Genomic DNA, 18,141 nt, shown 5'->3' with positions numbered 1-18,141 from the left:
CTTTCCTTCCGAAGGGACGAATCATGCAGATCGCGATGGTCCTGTACGACCGCTTCACCGCCCTCGACATCGTGGGACCGTACGAGGCGCTGAGCCGTCTCCCGGACGCGCGGGTCGACTTCGTCGCCGAGTCCGCGGGACCGGTGCGCGCCGACACGGGGTTCCTCGCCCTCACCGCCGACAAGGCCCTGGCCGACGTACCGCACCCCGATGTCGTCGTGGTGCCCGGCGGACCCGGGACGTTTGCCGAGATCGAGAACGAGGCCCTGCTGGAGTGGCTCAGGACCGCCGACGCCACCAGCACCTGGACGACCTCCGTCTGCTCCGGCTCGCTGCTTCTCGGCGCCGCGGGCCTCCTTCAGGGCCGCCGCGCCACCTCGCACTGGCTCACCCTGGACTTCCTGCCGCAGTACGGTGCCGAACCCACGGGCGAGCGGGTCGTACCGGACGGCAAGTACATCACCGCGGCCGGTGTCTCCTCCGGCATCGACATGGGCCTGACCCTGGTCGGGAAGATCGCCGGCGACGAACACGCCCAGGCCGTCCAGCTGCTCACCGAGTACGACCCGCAGCCGCCCTACGACGCCGGCTCGCCGCAGAAGGCGCCCGCGCACCTCGTCGAGGAGTTCCGTACGAACAGCCGCTTCAGCCTGGTGTAGGCACGTTCCAGGTGAAGCGGGGCTGCCTGCGCTCCAGGAACGCGGCGACACCCTCCGCGGTGTCGCCGCTCGCGCGCGCCTGCTCCGCCCAGTGATCGTCGCGGTCGGTGTGCCCCTCCGCGAACTCCTTCGCCGCGGCCTGCGTCAGCTGCGAGCGGGAGGCGAGGATCCGGGTGAACTCCACCACGCGCTTGCCGAGTTCACCCTCCGGCAGCACCTCGTCCACCAGGCCCGAGCGCAGGGCCCGCTCGGTGTCGATCAACTCGCCCGAGAACAGCAGGTACTTGGTGGTGGCCGGGCCCACCAGCGACGCCAACCGGCGCGTGGAGGACGCCGGATACACGATCCCGAGCTTCGCGGGCGTCACCCCGAACAGCGCCCCCTCCTCGGCGAACCGCAGATCGCACGCCGCCGCCAGCTGTGACCCGCCGCCCACACAGTGCCCGCGGACCGCCGCCAGCGTCGGCTTCGGGAACGCCGCCAGTGCCTCCTCGGCGGCCACCGCCAGCCCCTGGGCCTCCTGCGGTGAGCCCTGGAGCGTGGAGATGTCGGCACCCGCACAGAACGTCCCGCCCTCACCGGTGAGCACCAGCGCCCGTACGCCCGGATCGGCGGCCAGCGTGCCGAGCAGCGGCGGCAGCGCCCGCCACATCGCGCCCGTCATGGCGTTGCGTTTGGCCGGATGGTGGATGACGACGGTGGCGACCGCGTCCGTGACGCTGTGCAGCAGCTGGGGCTCCATGCGGCGGATGCTATCCGCCCCGCCGAACGGCCGATCCGGAAGGGGCGCTCGACCGAGTTACGGCACAGGGTGCTGGGGGGACCAGGAGAAGGGGGCCATCGAGGAGGTGCCGATGAAAGCGACCACCAAGCCCACGGGCGAGGCGGCGAAACTGCACCGCGGCTTCGGCCGGCTCGCCGTACTCGGCGTGATCCTTGTCCTGGCGGGTCTCGTCGGACTCGTCTATACCGGCGTCGCCACGCTGACCTCGATGGTCCTGTTCGGATGGCTGCTGCTGATCGGCGGCGCCGTGGGGCTGCTGCACGCGGTCCAGGCGCGCGGCGACAACTTCTTCTGGCTCGGTGTCGTGGTGGCGGCACTGAACATCGCGGCCGGTGTGGTGGTGCTCCGCAGGCCGGAGGCGGCGGCCGAGGCGCTCACCATGTTCGCGGCCCTGCTCTTCCTCACCGGCGGGCTTTTCCGGCTGGCGGGCAGCCTGGTGGTGCGGGGCCCGCAGTTCGGCTGGACGCTGGTGCAGGGCGCCTTCGGACTGCTCCTGGGCATCCTGGTGCTGGCCGGCTGGCCCAGCAACAGCAAGTACGTGATCGGGACCTTCTTCTCCCTTGCCCTGCTCTTCGACGGACTCGGACTGATCGCGACCGGCTTTGGCGGACGCCGTGTCGTCAGCATCGTCACCGAGCAACTGACCGCCGAGGACGGCAAGCGGAACGAGCCGGACGGTGGGGGCGCCAAACCCGTACAACCCGAATAGTTCGCGAAGTCGGCACAAGGGGCGCCGGAGCGGTCCCACAACTGACCGTGTCATACGCCAACGATCAGAAACGCTCGATACCTGCTGACTTCTGGTCAGTACTACGGCCCGGACCTGTGCGTTATCAACACTCGACGTGTGGTGACAATCGAGCGCGAGGGTGGCGACCGGACGATGGAGAACCACGGGCGCGGGTCCGGCCCACGCCCAGCAGGCGGCGCCGACGAGCCCCTCGTCCAGCGGCCGCCGAATCCACTGCCGTACGAGGGCGTCTGGCGGTTCACCGCCCCCGCCGTCGACGCCTCGGTCCCGCAGGCCCGGCACGCCGTACGGGACCTGCTGTACCGCCAGGGCGTGCCGGTCCCCGACGATCTGGTCCAGGGGGTGTTGCTGATCGTGTCGGAGCTGGTCACGAACGCCGTCCGGCACGCGGCGCTGCTGTCGCCGACGCTCGCCGTGGAGGTCGCCGTCGGCGCCGAGTGGCTGCGGGTGTCCGTGGAGGACAACCACCCCTACCGCCCGACAGCCCTGGAGGCCGACCACGGCCAGACCGGCGGCCGCGGGCTGCTGCTGGTGCGCGAGGTGACCCGGGAGGCGGGCGGCGTGTGCGACGTCGAGCACACCGCGAGCGGCGGCAAGGTGATCTGGGCCGCCGTCCCGCTCAAACCCGCGCGCGTGCCCTAGGGCCTGCCGGGCCGGCCCCGCCCCTCGTCACCAGCCGGCCGACGGGCCCGTCAGCTCCTTGACTGCGGGGCGGGCCGCGTCGAGCACGGTCATGAACCAGGACGAGAAGGGGTCCTTCGCGTGGCGCTCCGCCAGCTCGGCCGGCGTCACGAAGGCCGTCTCGCCGACCTCTTCCGGGTCCGGCCGCAGCGGGGACTGCACGAGTCCGACGAAGAGGTGGTTGTACTCCTGCTCCACCAGGCCCGAGTCCGGGTCCGGGTGGTTGTAGCGGACCGTGCCCGCCTCGGCGAGCAGCGACGGGGAGACGCCGAGTTCCTCGTGCGTGCGCCGGGCCGCGGCGGCGAAGGGTGCCTCGCCGGGGTAGGGGTGGCCGCAGCAGGTGTTGGACCAGACACCGGGGGAGTGGTATTTGCCGAGTGCGCGCTGCTGGAGCAGCAGCCGGCCGTGCTCGTCGAAGAGGAACACGGAGAAGGCGCGGTGCAGCTGCCCGGGAGGCTGATGGGCGGCGAGCTTCTCCGCGGTGCCGATCGTCACACCGTTCTCGTCGACCAGTTCCAGCAAAATCGCGTCTGCGGCGCCGTTCGACGGACTGTGCGTCGCGGTGGCAGGTGTGATCGGCATACCCATCCTTCACTTCGGTCTTGCGCCCCAAGTGTGCCGTACGAATCCGGCACTCCCGGCAGTTGATCGTGCCCGGCGCGGCGGGCACGGAACCGTCGCCGGGGGCGCTGTGAGCATGAGGACGCGGCCTACCACCGGATCGCTGCATTCCGTCCGTACTGACGTCTTATCGGACCGTACGGTTGTTTCAGTGACAGAGCCGGGCTTCGTGCTCCGCGTGCCCGACCGGCTCAAGCTGGAAGGTGCAGTGCTCCACGTCGAAGTGGTCGCCGAGGCAGCCCTGGAGCTCGTGCAGCATCTTCTCGTGGCCGATCGCGTTCAGTACGTCGGAGCGCACCACCACATGGGCCGACAGCACAGGCATGCCGGACGTGATCGTCCAGGCATGCAGGTCGTGGATGTCCTCGACACCGTCCAGGGCGAGTACGTGGGCCCGGACCTCCGCCATGTCGACATCCTTGGGAGCCGACTCCAGCAGGACGTCGAGGGTCTCGCGCAGCAGCTTCAAGGTGCGCGGCACGATCATCAGGCCGATGACGAGCGAGGCGATCGGGTCGGCCGCCTGCCAACCGGTGGTCAGGATCACCGCCGCGGAGATCAGCACCGCTAGCGAGCCCAGCGCGTCCGCGGCCACCTCGAGGAACGCGCCGCGCACGTTCAGGCTCTCCTTCTGGCCCTGCATCAGCAGGGTGAGCGAGATCATGTTCGCGACCAGGCCGATCGCGCCGAACACGATCATCAGGCCGCCGTTGGTGTCCGCCGGCGTGAGGAACCGTTCGATCGCCTCGTACAGGACATAGCCGCCGACGCCCAGCAGGAGCAGACAGTTGGCGAGGGCCGCGAGGATCTCCGCGCGGGCGAGACCGAAGGTGCGCTTCTCGCTCGGCGGGCGGTTCGCGAAGTGGATGGCGAGCAGGGCCATGGCCAGACCCACCGCGTCCGTCGCCATGTGGGCGGCGTCCGCGATCAGGGCGAGCGAGTCCGCGGTCACACCGCCGACGATCTGGACCACCATGACGCCGAGGGTGATCGACAGCGCGACTCGCAGCCTCCCGCGGTACGCGGCCGCCGCCGTGCCGGTCGTCGGCGCGTGCGCATGCCCGTGCCCGTGATCGTGCCCAGCCCCCATGAGAAAGCCGCCCTTCTGCGGTCCGTCGACGATCGGAATGTCCGATGGGAATTCCGTCCGGGATCACAGTGAACTACGGGTGGGGGGTATCCGGCAACGCGGCACTGAACACCGTTGTCATGTGCCCTGACCTGCGAAAACGATCCGCAGGTCAGGGCGCTTCACTTGATCAGTCGGCCGCTCGCCGGCCGTGGTGCAGCAGCCACCCCTGCCACGCCGACTCGACCATCTCGGGTACCCCGCGCCGAGCCGTCCAGCCGAGCTCCTCTGCGGCCAGCGCGGCCGACGCGACCGCGCGCGGGGCGTCTCCGGGGCGCCGCGCCTCGACGAGGGCGGGGCGTGTGTCGCCGGTGACTTCGGCGATGACGGTGATCAGTTCGCGGACGGAGACGCCCTCGCCGCGACCGATGTTGACCGTCAGATCGCCGCTTGCGTCCGCTTCGGTGAGCCGCCGGGCCGCCGCCAGGTGCGCCTCGGCGAGGTCGGCGACGTGGATGTAGTCGCGGACGCAGGTGCCGTCCGGGGTCGGATAGTCGTCGCCGAAGATCCGCGGGGCCTCGTCGCGGGTGAGCCGGTCGAAGACCATGGGGACGATGTTGAAGACGCCCGTGTCGGCCAGCTCGGGCGACGCGGCGCCCGCGACGTTGAAGTAGCGCAGGCACACGGTGGAGATGCCGTGTGCCCGGCCCGCCGCCCGCACCAGCCACTCCCCGGTGAGCTTCGTCTCGCCGTACGGGTTCACCGGCGCGCACGCGGTGTCCTCCGTGATGAGGTCCACATCCGGGTTGCCGTAGACCGCGGCGGACGACGAGAACAGGAACCGCTTGATCCCCGCCTCGGCGACCGCCTCCAGGAGCGTCGCGAGGCCTCCCACGTTCTCCCTGTAGTAGCGGGTCGGCTGTGCCACGGACTCCCCGACCTGCTTGCGTGCGGCGAGATGCACCACACCCGTCACCGTGTGCTCCGCGAACACCCGCTTCAGCAGGTCACCGTCCAGCGACGAGCCCTCGACGAGCGCGACGTCCGCAGGGAGCCGGGCGGGATACCCGGCCGAGAGGTCGTCCAGTACGAGGACCCGCTCCCCGGCGTCGGTCATGGCCCGCGCCACATGTGCTCCGATGTAGCCGGCTCCGCCTGTGATCAGCCATGTCATGGTCGCCCACCCTATGACGGGCCCCCGCCGGGGCATGCAATGTCCCCGATGCCCCGGTCTGTGAGCGCGAGTTTGTGAGCGGACCCCGCGATCCGTGATGATGATCGCGGCAAAGCTCAGGGCAAACCGCGTTGATCGCTCCGCCAAACGGCCGGTGAACGTTGGCTTCCAATCATCCGATAGCCTCTGCCGACACGCCGCCCGGCCGACACCGGCGGGGGCGCCGCCACCATGTACATGACCGGCGCGAATGCCGGTTCCAGGGAGTGAGTTCGGTTGTCGACCGCCATCCTCACCGGTCAGCCGGTGCCCGGATCGTCGATCGAGGGCGATCTGCGGTCCCTCGGCTATGACGTGCGGGTCGCCACCGACACCGCCGACGCCGAGACCCTGCTCGCCCAGGTGCCCGGCGACCAGCGGGTCGCCGTGGTCGACGCCGGGTTCGTCGGCCACCTGCACGCGCTGCGCCTCGGCCTGACCGACCCCCGCTTCCCGCTCGCCGCGATCCCGGGCGCCGTGACGGCCCAGCCGGCCGGACGCCAGGCGCTGACCCGGGTGATGGCCCGGGAGAACTCCGCGGGCGGCGGTACGGCCGTCGCCGTCGACAGCCTCGCCGACCGTATCGTCAGCGCCCTCGACCACGACGGCACCGACGTGCACCGCCCCGAGCTCGGGAGCCTGGTCGCAGCCGTACCGGCCGACCCGCAGGCCCGCAACGAGGCCCGGCAGGCCGTCGCCGCCGTCGACGACGAGGCCGTACGCCTGAAGTCGGCCGTGAAGTCCCGCGACGGCTTCTTCACCACCTTCTGCATCAGCCCGTACTCCCGCTACATCGCCCGCTGGTGCGCCCGCCGGGGCCTGACCCCCAACCAGGTCACCACCGCCTCCCTCATCACGGCGCTCATCGCGGCGGGCTGCGCGGCCACCGGCACCCGGGGCGGGTTCATCGCGGCCGGCGTCCTGCTGATCGCGTCCTTCGTCCTGGACTGCACCGACGGCCAGCTCGCCCGCTACTCCCTGCAGTACTCCACGCTCGGCGCCTGGCTCGACGCCACCTTCGACCGGGCCAAGGAGTACGCCTACTACGCCGGCCTCGCGCTGGGAGCCGCCCGCGGCGGGGACGACGTATGGGCCCTCGCCCTCGGCGCCATGGTCCTGCAGACCTGCCGGCATGTCGTCGACTTCTCCTTCAACGAGGCCAACCACGACGCCACCGCCAACACCAGCCCCACCGCCGCCCTCTCCGACAAGCTCGACAGCGTCGGTTGGACGGTGTGGGTGCGGCGGATGATCGTCCTGCCGATCGGCGAGCGCTGGGCGATGATCGCGGTGCTCACGGCCGTCACGACACCCCGGATCACCTTCTACGTCCTGCTCGTCGGCTGTGCCTTCGCGGCGACGTACACCACGGCGGGGCGGGTGCTGCGGTCGCTGACGCGGAAGGCGCGGCGTACCGACCGGGCCGCCCAGGCGCTGGCCGACCTCGCGGACTCGGGCCCGCTCGCGCAGGGCCTCGCCGGTGTCTTCAGGAACGCCGCGAGCCGGCTGCCCGGCATCGCCGCCCCCGCCGTGGCCCTCCTCGGCGGCCTCGTCCTCCTCGGCCTGGCCGCGCAGCCCGGCTTCGGCGGTCCCTGGGCGGTCGTCGGCGCCGTCGTCTACGCCGTCACCTCGGCCCTGGCCGTCGCCCGCCCCCTCAAGGGCGCCCTCGACTGGCTGGTCCCGCCCTTCTTCCGGGCTGCCGAGTACGGCGTCGTCCTGCTGCTCGCAGCCAAAGCCGAGGTGAACGGAGCGCTTCCTGCGGCTTTCGGCCTGGTGGCCGCTGTCGCCTACCATCACTACGACACGGTGTACCGCATCCGCGGCAACGCCGGAGCGCCCCCGGCCTGGCTGGTGCGCGCCATCGGGGGGCACGAAGGACGGACGCTGCTCGTCACCGTCCTCGCCGCGGTGCTCTCCGCCTCGCAGTTCAGTGTCGCGCTCACGGTGCTCGCCGTGGCCGTGGCCCTCGTGGTGCTCGTCGAGAGCATCCGCTTCTGGGTGTCCTCCGGGGCACCCGCCGTACACGATGAAGGAGAACCCGCATGATCGGCCTCGTGCTGGCGGCCGGCGCCGGACGGCGTCTGCGCCCCTACACCGACAGCCTTCCCAAGGCTCTGGTGCCGGTGGGGCCCGCGGGCATAGAGGGCGAACCCACGGTTCTCGACCTGACGCTCGGCAACTTCGCCGAGATCGGTCTGACCGAGGTCGCGATCATCGTCGGCTACCGCAAGGAGGCCGTGTACGCGCGCAAGGAAGCCCTTGAGCAGAAGTACGGCCTGAAGCTGACACTCATCGACAACGACAAGGCCGAGGAGTGGAACAACGCCTACTCCCTGTGGTGCGGTCGTGACGCCCTCAAGGACGGCGTGATTCTCGCCAACGGCGACACCGTGCACCCGGTCTCCGTCGAGAAGACGCTGCTCGCCGCCCGCGGCGACGGCAAGAAGATCATCCTCGCCCTGGACACGGTGAAGAGCCTGGCCGACGAGGAGATGAAGGTCGTCGTCGACCCCGCGAAGGGCATGACGAAGATCACCAAGCTGATGGACCCCGCCGAGGCGACCGGTGAGTACATCGGCGTGACCCTCATCGAGGGCGACGCCGCCCCCGAGCTGGCCGACGCCCTCAAGGCGGTGTGGGAGACCGACCCGCAGCAGTTCTACGAGCACGGCTACCAGGAGCTCGTGAACCGCGGCTTCCGCATCGACGTGGCGCCGATCGGCGACGTCAAGTGGGTGGAGATCGACAACCACGACGATCTCGCCCGCGGACGGGAGATCGCGTGCCAGTACTGACCCGGCTGATCCCCTCGCCGGTGGTCGTGGACATCCGCCCGGGTGCCCTCGACGACCTGGCCTGTGTGCTCGCCGACGAACGCATCTCGCACTCCGGCAAGCTGGCCGTCGCGGTCAGCAACGGCTCCGGCGCCCGGCTGAAGGAGCGCCTCGCTCCCGCCCTGCCCGGCGCCACCTGGTACGAGGTCGGCGGCGGCACCCTCGACGACGCGGTCCGGCTGGCCAGTGACATAAAGGCCGGCCACTACGACGCGGTCGTCGGACTCGGCGGCGGCAAGATCATCGACTGCGCCAAGTTCGCCGCGGCGCGCGTCGGCCTGCCGCTGGTCGCCGTACCGACGAACCTCGCGCACGACGGTCTGTGCTCGCCGGTCGCCACCCTCGACAACGACGCCGGGCGCGGCTCCTACGGTGTGCCGAACCCGATCGCGGTCGTCATCGACCTGGACGTCATCCGCGACGCGCCGGTGCGGTTCGTGCGGGCCGGCATCGGCGACGCCATCTCCAACATCTCCGCGATCGCGGACTGGGAGCTGGCGAACCGCGTCAAGGGCGAGAAGATCGACGGCCTCGCGGCGGCGATCGCCCGGCAGGCCGGCGAAGCGGTCCTACGGCACCCGGGCGGCATCGGGGACACCGACTTCCTCCAAGTGCTGGCGGAGGCCCTGGTGCTCAGCGGTATCGCCATGTCGGTGTCGGGTGACTCCCGCCCGTCCTCCGGCGCGTGCCACGAGATCAACCACGCCTTCGACCTGTTGTTCCCGAGGCGCGCCGCCGCCCATGGCGAGCAGTGCGGACTGGGCGCGGCCTTCGCGATGTACCTGCGCGGAGCTCACGAGGAGTCGGCCTACATGGCCGAGGTGCTGCGTCGGCACGGGCTGCCGGTACTGCCGGAGGAGATCGGCTTCACGGACGACGAATTCGTCCGCGCCGTGGAGTTCGCTCCGCAGACCAGGCCCGGCCGCTACACGATCCTCGAACACCTCGACCTGACAACCGACCAGATCAAGGACATCTACGCCGACTATGTCAAGGCCATCGGTAGCTGAACTCCGCCCCGTCGTTCACCCCGCGGGGGTGAAGGACAGGCGCAGCGGTGAGCACTGGATGGGACGCCTCTACATGCGTGAGGTGTCCCTGCGGGTCGACCGCTACCTGGTGAACACCAGGGTCACGCCCAACCAGCTCACATACCTGATGACCGTATGCGGCGTCCTCGCGGCCCCGGCACTTCTCGTGCCGGGGATCCCCGGGGCCGTGCTCGGCGTGGTCATGGTCCAGCTCTACCTGCTGCTGGACTGCGTCGACGGCGAGATCGCGCGCTGGAAGAAGCAGTACTCCCTGGGCGGCGTCTACCTCGACCGCGTCGGCGCCTACCTCACCGACGCGGCGGTGCTCGTCGGCTTCGGCCTGCGCGCGGCCGACCTGTGGGGCAGCGGCCGTATCGACTGGCTGTGGGCCTTCCTCGGCACCCTGGCCGCCCTCGGCGCCATCCTGATCAAGGCCGAGACCGACCTCGTCGGGGTCGCCCGGCACCAGGCCGGGAAGCCGCCGGTCCAGGAGGCCGCGTCCGAGATGCGCTCCTCCGGCATGGCCCTGGCACGCAAGGCCGCCGGTGCCCTCAAGTTCCACCGCCTCGTCCTCGGCATCGAGGCGTCCCTGCTGATCCTGGTCCTGGCGATCGTCGACCAGATCCGCGGCGACCTGTTCTTCTCCCGGCTCGGCGTCGCGGTGCTGGCCGGCATCGCGCTGCTGCAGACCGTGCTGCACCTCGTGTCCATCCTCGCGTCGAGCAGGCTGAAGTGAGCGCGCCGATGAAGGTCGGCGCGGTGATCATCACGATGGGCAACCGCCCCGACGAACTGCGCGCCCTCCTCGACTCGGTCGCCAAGCAGGACGGCGACCGGGTCGAGGTCGTCGTCGTCGGCAACGGCTCCCCGGTCCCGGACGTCCCCGAAGGCGTCCGGACGATCGAGCTGCCCGAGAACCTCGGCATCCCCGGCGGCCGCAACGTCGGCATCGAGGCCTTCGGCCCCGACGGTCGTGATGTCGACATTTTGCTGTTCCTCGACGACGACGGCCTTCTCGCCCACCACGACACCGCCGAGCTGTGCCGCGAAGCCTTCGCGGCCGACCCGCAGCTCGGCATCATCAGCTTCCGCATCGCCGACCCGGACAACGGCGTCACCCAGCGCCGCCACGTCCCCCGGCTGCGCGCCTCCGACCCGATGCGCTCCTCCCGGGTCACCACGTTCCTCGGCGGCGCCAACGCCGTCCGTACCCAGGTCTTCGCCGAAGTCGGCGGGCTGCCGGACGAATTCTTCTACGCGCACGAGGAAACCGACCTGGCATGGCGGGCCCTCGACGCGGGCTGGATGATCGACTACCGGTCCGACATGGTGCTGTACCACCCGACGACCGCGCCCTCGCGGCACGCGGTCTACCACCGCATGGTCGCCCGCAACCGCGTCTGGCTCGCCCGCCGCAACCTTCCGGCCCCCCTTGTCCCGGTCTATCTGGGCGTCTGGATGCTGCTCACCCTCGCCCGCCGCCCCTCCCGCCCGGCCCTGCGGGCATGGTTCGGCGGATTCCGGGAAGGCTGGACCACTTCATGCGGTCCCCGCAGGCCCATGAAGTGGCGTACGGTGTGGCGGCTGACCCGACTGGGCCGACCTCCCGTCATCTGACAAGCTCGACCCTGAGAGCAGCCACCGGACCGTACCCCGGCCCCAGGTTCATGCCATGCCCGCACAGGCTGCGCATCTCGAAGACGAAAGTTTCAACTGGTGAGTGAGACAACGCACGACGGCTCAGTCGCGGTGAGCGCGCCTCCGTCGCCCGACGAGGGACTCACGGCGGCCGACCTGGCCGCCAAGTACGGGCTGTCCGTGAGCGGCGCCCGCCCCTCGCTGTTCGAGTACGTCCGTCAGCTCTGGGACCGGCGGCACTTCATCCTCGCGTTCTCGCGGGCGAAGCTGACCGCCCAGTACAGCCAGGCGAAGCTCGGCCAGCTCTGGCAGGTGGCCACCCCGCTGCTGAACGCGGCCGTGTACTTCTTCATCTTCGGCCTGATCCTCGAGGCCGACCGCGGCATGTCCCGCGAGGTGTACATCCCGTTCCTGGTCACGGGCGTCTTCGTCTTCACCTTCACGCAGAGCTCGGTGATGGCGGGCGTGCGCGCGATCTCCGGCAACCTCGGCCTGGTCCGCGCCCTGCACTTCCCGCGCGCCTCACTGCCGATCTCCTTCGCGCTCCAGCAGCTCCAGCAGCTGCTGTTCTCGATGATCGTGCTGTTCGCCGTGGCCCTGGGCTTCGGCAGCTACCCGGCGATGTCCTGGCTGCTGATCGTGCCGGTGCTCGTCCTGCAGTTCCTCTTCAACACCGGCCTCGCGATGATCATGGCCCGGGCGGGCTCGAAGACCCCGGACCTGGCGCAGCTGATGCCGTTCGTGATGCGCACGTGGATGTACGCGTCCGGCGTGATGTTCTCCATCCCGATCATGCTCGAGGGCAAGCCGGAGTGGATCGCGACCGTCCTGCAATGGAACCCGGCCGCCGTCTACATGGACCTGATGCGCTTCGCCCTCATCGACGGCTACGGCTCCTCGAACCTGCCCGACCACGTCTGGGCGGTCGCGCTCGGCTGGTCCGTGCTGGTGGCCGTCGGTGGCTTCGTGTACTTCTGGAAGGCGGAGGAGAGGTACGGCCGTGGCTGAGCAGAGGACGGATTCCCACATCCCCACCGTCATCGCGGACGAGCTGCACATCGTCTACCGCGTCAACGGTGCCAAGACGGGCAAGGGCAGCGCCACCGCCGCGCTCAGCCGCATCCTCAAGCGCGGCGAGGAGCGGGGCGTGCGCAAGGTGCACGCGGTCCGTGGTGTCTCCTTCGTCGCCTACCGCGGCGAGGCGATCGGCCTGATCGGCTCCAACGGCTCCGGCAAGTCCACCCTGCTGCGCGCCATCGCCGGCCTGCTCCCGCCGGAGAAGGGCAAGGTCTACACCGACGGCCAGCCCTCGCTGCTCGGCGTGAACGCGGCGCTGATGAATGACCTCACCGGCGAGCGCAACGTCATATTGGGCGGGCTCGCCATGGGGATGTCCCGCGAGCAGATCAAGGAGCGCTACCAGGAGATCGTCGACTTCTCGGGCATCAACGAGAAGGGCGACTTCATCACCCTGCCGATGCGCACCTACTCCTCCGGCATGGCGGCCCGGCTGCGCTTCTCCATCGCCGCCGCCAAGGACCACGACGTCCTCATGATCGACGAGGCGCTGGCCACCGGCGACCGCAAGTTCCAGAAGCGCTCCGAGGAACGCATCCGCGAGCTGCGCAAGGAAGCCGGCACCGTGTTCCTCGTCAGTCACAACAACAAGTCCATCCGCGACACCTGTAACCGGGTCCTGTGGCTGGAACGTGGCGAGCTGCGCATGGACGGACCGACCGACGAGGTCCTCAAGGAGTACGAGAAGTTCACGGGCAAGTAGTCCACCCGGACATGGGCCGAGCGGCCCAGCAGGCTTGACCGGGCCCCGCCGGAACTGCCACGGCGGGGCCCCGCGTCTGCAAAGGAAACGTCAACTTCGCCTGCTCCTGGGAAGCTTGACGCCAATCGGTGTGTTGTTGTGATGTGCAGGACACCCCCACGGGTCCCGCACCGTTGTACAACGTAAGCTGTACCGGTACCGAAACGCGGCAAGTAGGGCGATAAGGCACGACACCCCTCTCTCCGGGCCGCGGCGCGGACGTCCGGGCGGCGTGTCCGAAATAGTGTGCATTGGGTCTGCGGTGTAGAACGGGAGATGTGACGGCAATGGCTACGGAAACTCCCCAGCTCCACGCAGCATGTGCCGTCCTCGCGCAGGGCAGTCCACGGTGACGGGAAAATCCGCGCGCCCAGGTGAACCGGAGCGCGAGACCCTCGACAAGGCCGCCGCGGAGAACTTCCCCGTGGCGCCGTTCTTCCTGCCCAGGGCCTGGCGGACCGACCTCATGGCCGTCTACGGCTTCGCCCGCCTCGTGGACGACATCGGCGACGGCGATCTCGCCCCCGGCGGTGCCGACGCCCGCCTGCTCGGCGCGTCGCCCGAGGAGGCCGAGGACCGGCTTGCGCTCCTCGACGCCTTCGAGGCGGACCTGCGCCGGGTCTTCGACGGCACCCCCGGCCACCCTCTGCTGCGCCGCCTGCAGTACACCGTCCGCCGCCGCTCACTGACCCCCGAGCCCTTCCTCGGCCTGACCGCCGCGAACCGCCAGGACCAGCTCGTCGGGCGCTACGAGACCTACGACGATCTCCTTGCCTACTGCGAACTGTCCGCCAACCCGGTCGGCCGGCTCGTCCTCGCCGTCACCGGCACCGCGACGCCCGAGCGGATCCGCCGTTCCGACGCGGTGTGCACCGCGCTGCAGATCGTCGAGCACCTCCAGGACGTCACCGAGGACCTCGGCCGTGACCGGATCTATCTGCCCGCGCAGGACATGAAGCGTTTTCACGTCCAGGAAACCGATCTGGCGGCAAAAACAGCAGGCGCATCGGTGCGCGCACTGGTTGCATACGAAGCCGAACGTGCTCTGAACCTCCTGAATGAAGGCACCCCCCTGGTGGGTAGCGTCCACGGCAGGCTCAAGCTGCTGCTGGCGGGTTTCGTGGCCGGGGGAAGGGCGGCGATCCGGGCGATCGCCGCCGCCGAATACGACGTACTTCCCGGCCCGCCCAAGGCCAGCAAGCTCCAGCTGCTGCGCGAGGTGGGCGTGACTCTGCGAGGAGAGGGGTGATCCGGACCGTGGAGTCTGCACCACACGCGTCCGCACCGGTACTCGCCGCCTACAGCTACTGCGAGGCCGTCACAGGGCAGCAGGCCCGGAACTTCGCCTACGGCATCAGGCTGCTGCCCACGCCCAAGCGCCGCGCCATGTCGGCGCTGTACGCGTTCTCGCGCCGCGTCGACGACATCGGCGACGGCGATCTGAGCAGCGACGTCAAGATCGCCAGGCTCGAGGACACCCGGAAGCTGCTGACCCGGATCCGCGACGGAGCGGTCGCCGAGGACGACACCGACCCCGTGGCCGTCGCCCTCGCCCACACCGCCGGCGCCTTCCCGGTCCCGCTCGGCGGCCTGGACGAGCTCATCGACGGTGTCCTGATGGACGTACGCGGCGAGACCTACGAGACCTGGGACGACCTGAAGGTCTACTGCCGCTGCGTGGCCGGCGCCATCGGACGGCTCTCGCTCGGCGTCTTCGGCACCGGACCCGGCGCGCGCGGCGCGGAGCGCGCACCCGAGTACGCCGACACGCTCGGGCTGGCCCTCCAGCTCACCAACATCCTGCGGGACGTCCGCGAGGACGCCGAGGGCGGACGCACCTATCTGCCCTCCGACGACCTCGCGAAATTCGGCTGCTCGGCCGGCTTCAGCGGGCCGACCCCACCGGAGGGCTCCGACTTCGCGGGCCTCGTGCACTTCGAAGTGCGTCGGGCCCGCGCCCTTTTCGCCGAGGGCTACCGGCTGCTCCCCATGCTGGACCGGCGAAGCGGCGCCTGCGTCGCCGCGATGGCCGGCATCTACCTCCGCCTCCTCGACCGCATCGAGCGCGACCCGGAGGCCGTGCTGCGCGGCCGGGTCGCACTGCCCGGGCGCGAGAAGGCCTACGTCGCCGTGCGAGGTCTGTCCGGTCTGGACGCGCGGCATGCGACCCGCCGAACCGTCAGCCGTGCCGTCAGGAGGCGCACCTGATGGACATTCCGGTCCAAGGTGATGCCACCGGCGAAAAGTGGCGGGCAACCCTCCGCTGCCGGGTCGCGTCCCTGACTGAGACGACCGGCCGTGCACCGTTCAAGCACCTGCACGGCGGTCGGGCAGGGGAGGGTGCACGATGACTGACGGCACGCCGCCGCAAGGGCCGCTCGCCGACATGCCTGGAGGCTCCGGGAAGGACGCCGTCGTGGTCGGCGGCGGGCTCGCCGGCATCACCGCCGCGCTCGCCCTCGCCGACGCCGGAGTGCGCGTCACCCTGATCGAGGGCAGGCCGAGGCTGGGTGGCCTGGCCTTCTCCTTTCAGCGCGGCGACCTGGTCGTCGACAACGGACAGCACGTCTATCTGCGCTGCTGCACCGCCTACCGCTGGTTCCTCGACCGCATCGAGGGCACGGCGCTGGCACCGCTGCAGGACCGCCTCGACGTGCCCGTGGTCGATGTCGCACGGCCCGAGGGGCGGCGCCTGGGCAGGCTGCGGCGCGACGCCCTGCCCGTACCCCTGCACCTGGGCCGGAGCCTGGCGACGTATCCGCATCTGTCGCTCGCCGATCGCGCCAGGGTCGGGCGGGCCGCGCTCGCGCTCAAGGGGCTCGACCTCGCCGATCCGGCCCTGGACGCCCAGGACTTCGGCAGCTGGCTGGCCGCGCACGGTCAGTCGGCGCGTGCCGTCGAGGCCCTGTGGGACCTGGTCGGGGTCGCCACCCTCAACGCGGTCGCGGGTGACGCCTCGCTGGGGCTCGCCGCGATGGTGTTCAAGACCGGTCTGCTGTCCGACCCTGGCGCGGCCGACATCGGATGGGCGCACGTCCCGCTGGGCGACCTGCACGACCGGCTGGCCCGCAAGGCGCTCGACTCCGCGGGTGTTCGTACCGAGGTCCGTACACGCGTCACCTCCATCTCCACTGACGAGAACGGACGTTGGAGCCTTCAGGTTCCCGGCGAGACGCTGCGCGCGGACACCGTCGTCCTCGCCGTGGCCCAGCGTGAGGCCTACGACCTGCTGCCGGAGGGTGCCCTCGACGCTCCCGAACGGCTGCTGGAGATCGGCACCGCGCCGATCCTGAACGTGCATGTCGTGTACGACCGCCAGGTGCTCGGTCGGCCGTTCTTCGCGGCACTCGGCACCCCGGTGCAATGGGTGTTCGACCGCACCGCTGCCTCCGGGCTGCGCGGCGGCCAGTACCTCGCCCTGTCCCAGTCGGTCGCGCAGGACGAGATCGACGCCCCCGTCGCCGCACTGCGCGAGCGGTATCTGCCCGAGCTGGAGCGGCTGTTGCCCAAGGCGCGGGGCGCGCAGGTGACGGACTTCTTCGTGACCAGGGAGCGCACGGCGACGTTCGCTCCCACTCCCGGCGTCGGGCGGCTGCGGCCCGGCGCCCGTACCAAGGCACCCGGTCTGTATCTGGCCGGAGCGTGGACCGCCACAGGGTGGCCCGCGACCATGGAGAGTGCGGTCCGCAGTGGCGTGAGTGCGGCCGGCGCCGCGCTGAGCGCCCTGGGCCGGCCCCGCCCCAGCCACCTCTTCGACGTAGAGGAGGCGGCGTGATGCTGAACCAGCACACGGCGGCAGGCCCCCGCACCCCCGGTACCGCAACAAGAGGAGAGAACGTGCCCACTGTGCCCCCGGCCTCGAAGGCCGCTCGAGAGACCGCGGTCGACGTGACCGCGCTCCTGGAGCGCGGTAGGACCCTGGCCACGCCGGTACTGCGGGCGGCGATCGACCGCCTGGCCCCTCCCATGGACACCGTTTCCGCCTACCACTTCGGCTGGATCGACGCCGCCGGCAACCCCACGGCCGGCGACGGCGGCAAGGCCGTACGCCCGGCCCTCGCGGTGCTCTCCGCCGAGGTCACAGGCGCCGCGCCCGAGGTCGGCATCCCGGGCGCCGTCGCCGTCGAACTGGTCCACAACTTCTCGCTGCTGCACGACGACCTGATGGACGGCGACGAACAGCGCCGCCACCGCGACACCGTCTGGAAGGTGCACGGGCCCGCGCAGGCCATCCTTGTCGGCGACGCCATGTTCGCGCTCGCCAACGAGGTCCTGCTGGAGCTCGGCACCGTCGAGGCCGGCCGCGCCACCCGCCGCCTGACCACCGCCACCCGCGCCCTGATCGACGGCCAGGCGCAGGACATCTCCTACGAGCACCGCGACCGCGTCAGCGTCGAGGAGTGCCTGGAGATGGAGGGCAACAAGACCGGCGCCCTGCTCGCCTGCGCCAGCTCCATCGGCGCCGTGCTCGGCGGGGCGGACGACCGCACCGCCGACACCCTGGAGAAGTACGGCTACCACCTGGGCCTCGCCTTCCAGGCCGTCGACGACCTCCTCGGCATCTGGGGCGATCCCGTCTCCACCGGCAAGCAGACCTGGAGCGACCTGCGCCAGCGCAAGAAGTCCCTGCCGGTCGTGGCCGCGCTCGCGGCGGGCGGCTCCGCCTCCGAGCAGCTCGGCGAGATCCTCGCCGCCGACGCCAAGAGCAGCGACGCCGAGAGCTTCTCCGAGGAGGAGTTCGCCGCCCGCGCCGCCCTCATCGAGGAGGCGGGCGGCCGCGAGTGGACCGCCGACGAGGCGCGCCGTCAGCACGCCGTCGCCGTCGAGGCCCTCGACGCCGTCGACATGCCCGACCGGGTGCGGGACCAGTTCACGGCACTCGCCGATTTCGTCGTCGTACGAAAGAGATGATCCCCTCCGGGCGAAAAGAGATGATCAGTATCGGTCGAATAACCCTCGCTTAGTCGCCGGCCGGTGCAGCGTGAACGAGCGCACCGGCCGACGGCGGACCCACAGCAGACGCACTCCCAGTAGCACTGCA

Annotated in this window: 19 protein-coding genes; 15 read left to right on the top strand and 4 right to left on the bottom strand. The window is 70.5% G+C overall.

Annotated elements, in window-relative coordinates; translation table 11 throughout:
* Positions 1-23 precede the first annotated feature (23 nt).
* On the top strand, positions 24-659 hold the full coding sequence (locus ACFY5C_RS02645; RefSeq protein ID WP_369274743.1) for a DJ-1/PfpI family protein: 636 nt from the start codon (positions 24-26) through the stop codon (positions 657-659).
* On the opposite strand, the gene ACFY5C_RS02640 is transcribed toward ACFY5C_RS02645, so the two are convergent.
* Positions 646-1,401 carry an enoyl-CoA hydratase/isomerase family protein gene (locus ACFY5C_RS02640; RefSeq protein WP_389439599.1) on the bottom strand — a complete coding sequence of 252 codons (756 nt, stop codon included), beginning with the start codon at positions 1,399-1,401 and terminating at the stop codon, positions 646-648. The two genes, ACFY5C_RS02645 and ACFY5C_RS02640, sit on opposite strands and share 14 nt — an antisense overlap.
* Positions 1,402-1,513: 112 nt before the next feature.
* Between ACFY5C_RS02640 and ACFY5C_RS02635 the strand changes: the two genes are divergently transcribed.
* A complete protein-coding gene (locus ACFY5C_RS02635; protein WP_389439597.1) occupies positions 1,514-2,152 on the top strand; it encodes an HdeD family acid-resistance protein in 639 nt (212 codons plus the stop codon).
* A 174-nt stretch (positions 2,153-2,326) separates the two neighbouring features.
* Positions 2,327-2,836: an ATP-binding protein gene (locus tag ACFY5C_RS02630; RefSeq protein ID WP_362382030.1), complete on the top strand. Its 510-nt coding sequence runs from the start codon at positions 2,327-2,329 to the stop codon at positions 2,834-2,836.
* A gap of 27 nt (positions 2,837-2,863) precedes the next feature.
* Here the strand turns inward: ACFY5C_RS02630 and idi are convergent, their stop codons facing one another.
* The 3 genes from idi to galE form a co-directional block, all read right to left on the bottom strand.
* Entirely contained in the window at positions 2,864-3,457 is a 594-nt protein-coding gene (gene idi, locus ACFY5C_RS02625) for an isopentenyl-diphosphate Delta-isomerase (RefSeq protein WP_389439595.1), read from the bottom strand.
* A gap of 187 nt (positions 3,458-3,644) precedes the next feature.
* Positions 3,645-4,586: a cation diffusion facilitator family transporter gene (locus ACFY5C_RS02620; protein WP_389439593.1), complete on the bottom strand. Its 942-nt coding sequence runs from the start codon at positions 4,584-4,586 to the stop codon at positions 3,645-3,647.
* Between the two features lie 169 nt (positions 4,587-4,755).
* Positions 4,756-5,739, bottom strand: coding sequence for a UDP-glucose 4-epimerase GalE (gene galE / locus ACFY5C_RS02615; protein WP_389439591.1), 984 nt, complete (start codon positions 5,737-5,739; stop codon positions 4,756-4,758).
* Between the two features lie 276 nt (positions 5,740-6,015).
* Here galE and ACFY5C_RS02610 point away from each other — a divergent pair, with 276 nt between their 5' ends.
* From ACFY5C_RS02610 to ACFY5C_RS02555, 12 genes are all read left to right on the top strand, one after another.
* Positions 6,016-7,824, top strand: a complete 1,809-nt coding sequence (locus ACFY5C_RS02610) for a DUF5941 domain-containing protein (RefSeq protein WP_389439589.1) — start codon at positions 6,016-6,018, stop codon at positions 7,822-7,824.
* Complete coding sequence (locus ACFY5C_RS02605; RefSeq protein WP_389439587.1) at positions 7,821-8,573, top strand: sugar phosphate nucleotidyltransferase; 753 nt, start codon at positions 7,821-7,823, stop codon at positions 8,571-8,573. Before ACFY5C_RS02610 ends, ACFY5C_RS02605 begins: the two co-directional genes overlap by 4 nt.
* Positions 8,561-9,622, top strand: coding sequence for an iron-containing alcohol dehydrogenase family protein (locus ACFY5C_RS02600; RefSeq protein WP_389439585.1), 1,062 nt, complete (start codon positions 8,561-8,563; stop codon positions 9,620-9,622). The genes ACFY5C_RS02605 and ACFY5C_RS02600 overlap by 13 nt, the downstream gene beginning before the upstream one ends.
* Positions 9,600-10,379, top strand: a complete 780-nt coding sequence (locus ACFY5C_RS02595; protein ID WP_328420897.1) for a CDP-alcohol phosphatidyltransferase family protein — start codon at positions 9,600-9,602, stop codon at positions 10,377-10,379. Before ACFY5C_RS02600 ends, ACFY5C_RS02595 begins: the two co-directional genes overlap by 23 nt.
* 8 nt (positions 10,380-10,387) lie before the next feature.
* On the top strand, positions 10,388-11,260 hold the full coding sequence (locus tag ACFY5C_RS02590) for a glycosyltransferase family 2 protein (protein ID WP_389440664.1): 873 nt from the start codon (positions 10,388-10,390) through the stop codon (positions 11,258-11,260).
* A gap of 99 nt (positions 11,261-11,359) precedes the next feature.
* Complete coding sequence (locus tag ACFY5C_RS02585) at positions 11,360-12,289, top strand: ABC transporter permease (protein ID WP_389439583.1); 930 nt, start codon at positions 11,360-11,362, stop codon at positions 12,287-12,289.
* A complete protein-coding gene (locus tag ACFY5C_RS02580; RefSeq protein ID WP_389439581.1) occupies positions 12,282-13,061 on the top strand; it encodes an ABC transporter ATP-binding protein in 780 nt (259 codons plus the stop codon). Before ACFY5C_RS02585 ends, ACFY5C_RS02580 begins: the two co-directional genes overlap by 8 nt.
* 358 nt (positions 13,062-13,419) lie before the next feature.
* Complete coding sequence (gene hpnC / locus ACFY5C_RS02575; protein ID WP_389439579.1) at positions 13,420-14,349, top strand: squalene synthase HpnC; 930 nt, start codon at positions 13,420-13,422, stop codon at positions 14,347-14,349.
* Positions 14,346-15,308 (top strand): presqualene diphosphate synthase HpnD, encoded by a 963-nt coding sequence (gene hpnD / locus ACFY5C_RS02570; RefSeq protein ID WP_389439577.1) that lies wholly within the window; start codon positions 14,346-14,348, stop codon positions 15,306-15,308. Before hpnC ends, hpnD begins: the two co-directional genes overlap by 4 nt.
* A complete protein-coding gene (locus ACFY5C_RS02565; RefSeq protein WP_389439575.1) occupies positions 15,308-15,451 on the top strand; it encodes a DUF6380 family protein in 144 nt (47 codons plus the stop codon). The genes hpnD and ACFY5C_RS02565 overlap by 1 nt, the downstream gene beginning before the upstream one ends.
* Entirely contained in the window at positions 15,448-16,875 is a 1,428-nt protein-coding gene (gene hpnE / locus ACFY5C_RS02560) for a hydroxysqualene dehydroxylase HpnE (RefSeq protein ID WP_389439573.1), read from the top strand. The genes ACFY5C_RS02565 and hpnE overlap by 4 nt, the downstream gene beginning before the upstream one ends.
* 71 nt (positions 16,876-16,946) lie before the next feature.
* Positions 16,947-18,011, top strand: coding sequence for a polyprenyl synthetase family protein (locus tag ACFY5C_RS02555; protein ID WP_389440662.1), 1,065 nt, complete (start codon positions 16,947-16,949; stop codon positions 18,009-18,011).
* Positions 18,012-18,141 lie beyond the last annotated feature (130 nt).

The organism is Streptomyces sp. NPDC012935 (assembly GCF_042900345.1).
In the GTDB taxonomy this organism is placed as follows: domain Bacteria; phylum Actinomycetota; class Actinomycetes; order Streptomycetales; family Streptomycetaceae; genus Streptomyces.
Note: the sequence above shows the minus strand (reverse complement) of the source record. Positions and strands in the feature narration are given on the sequence as shown.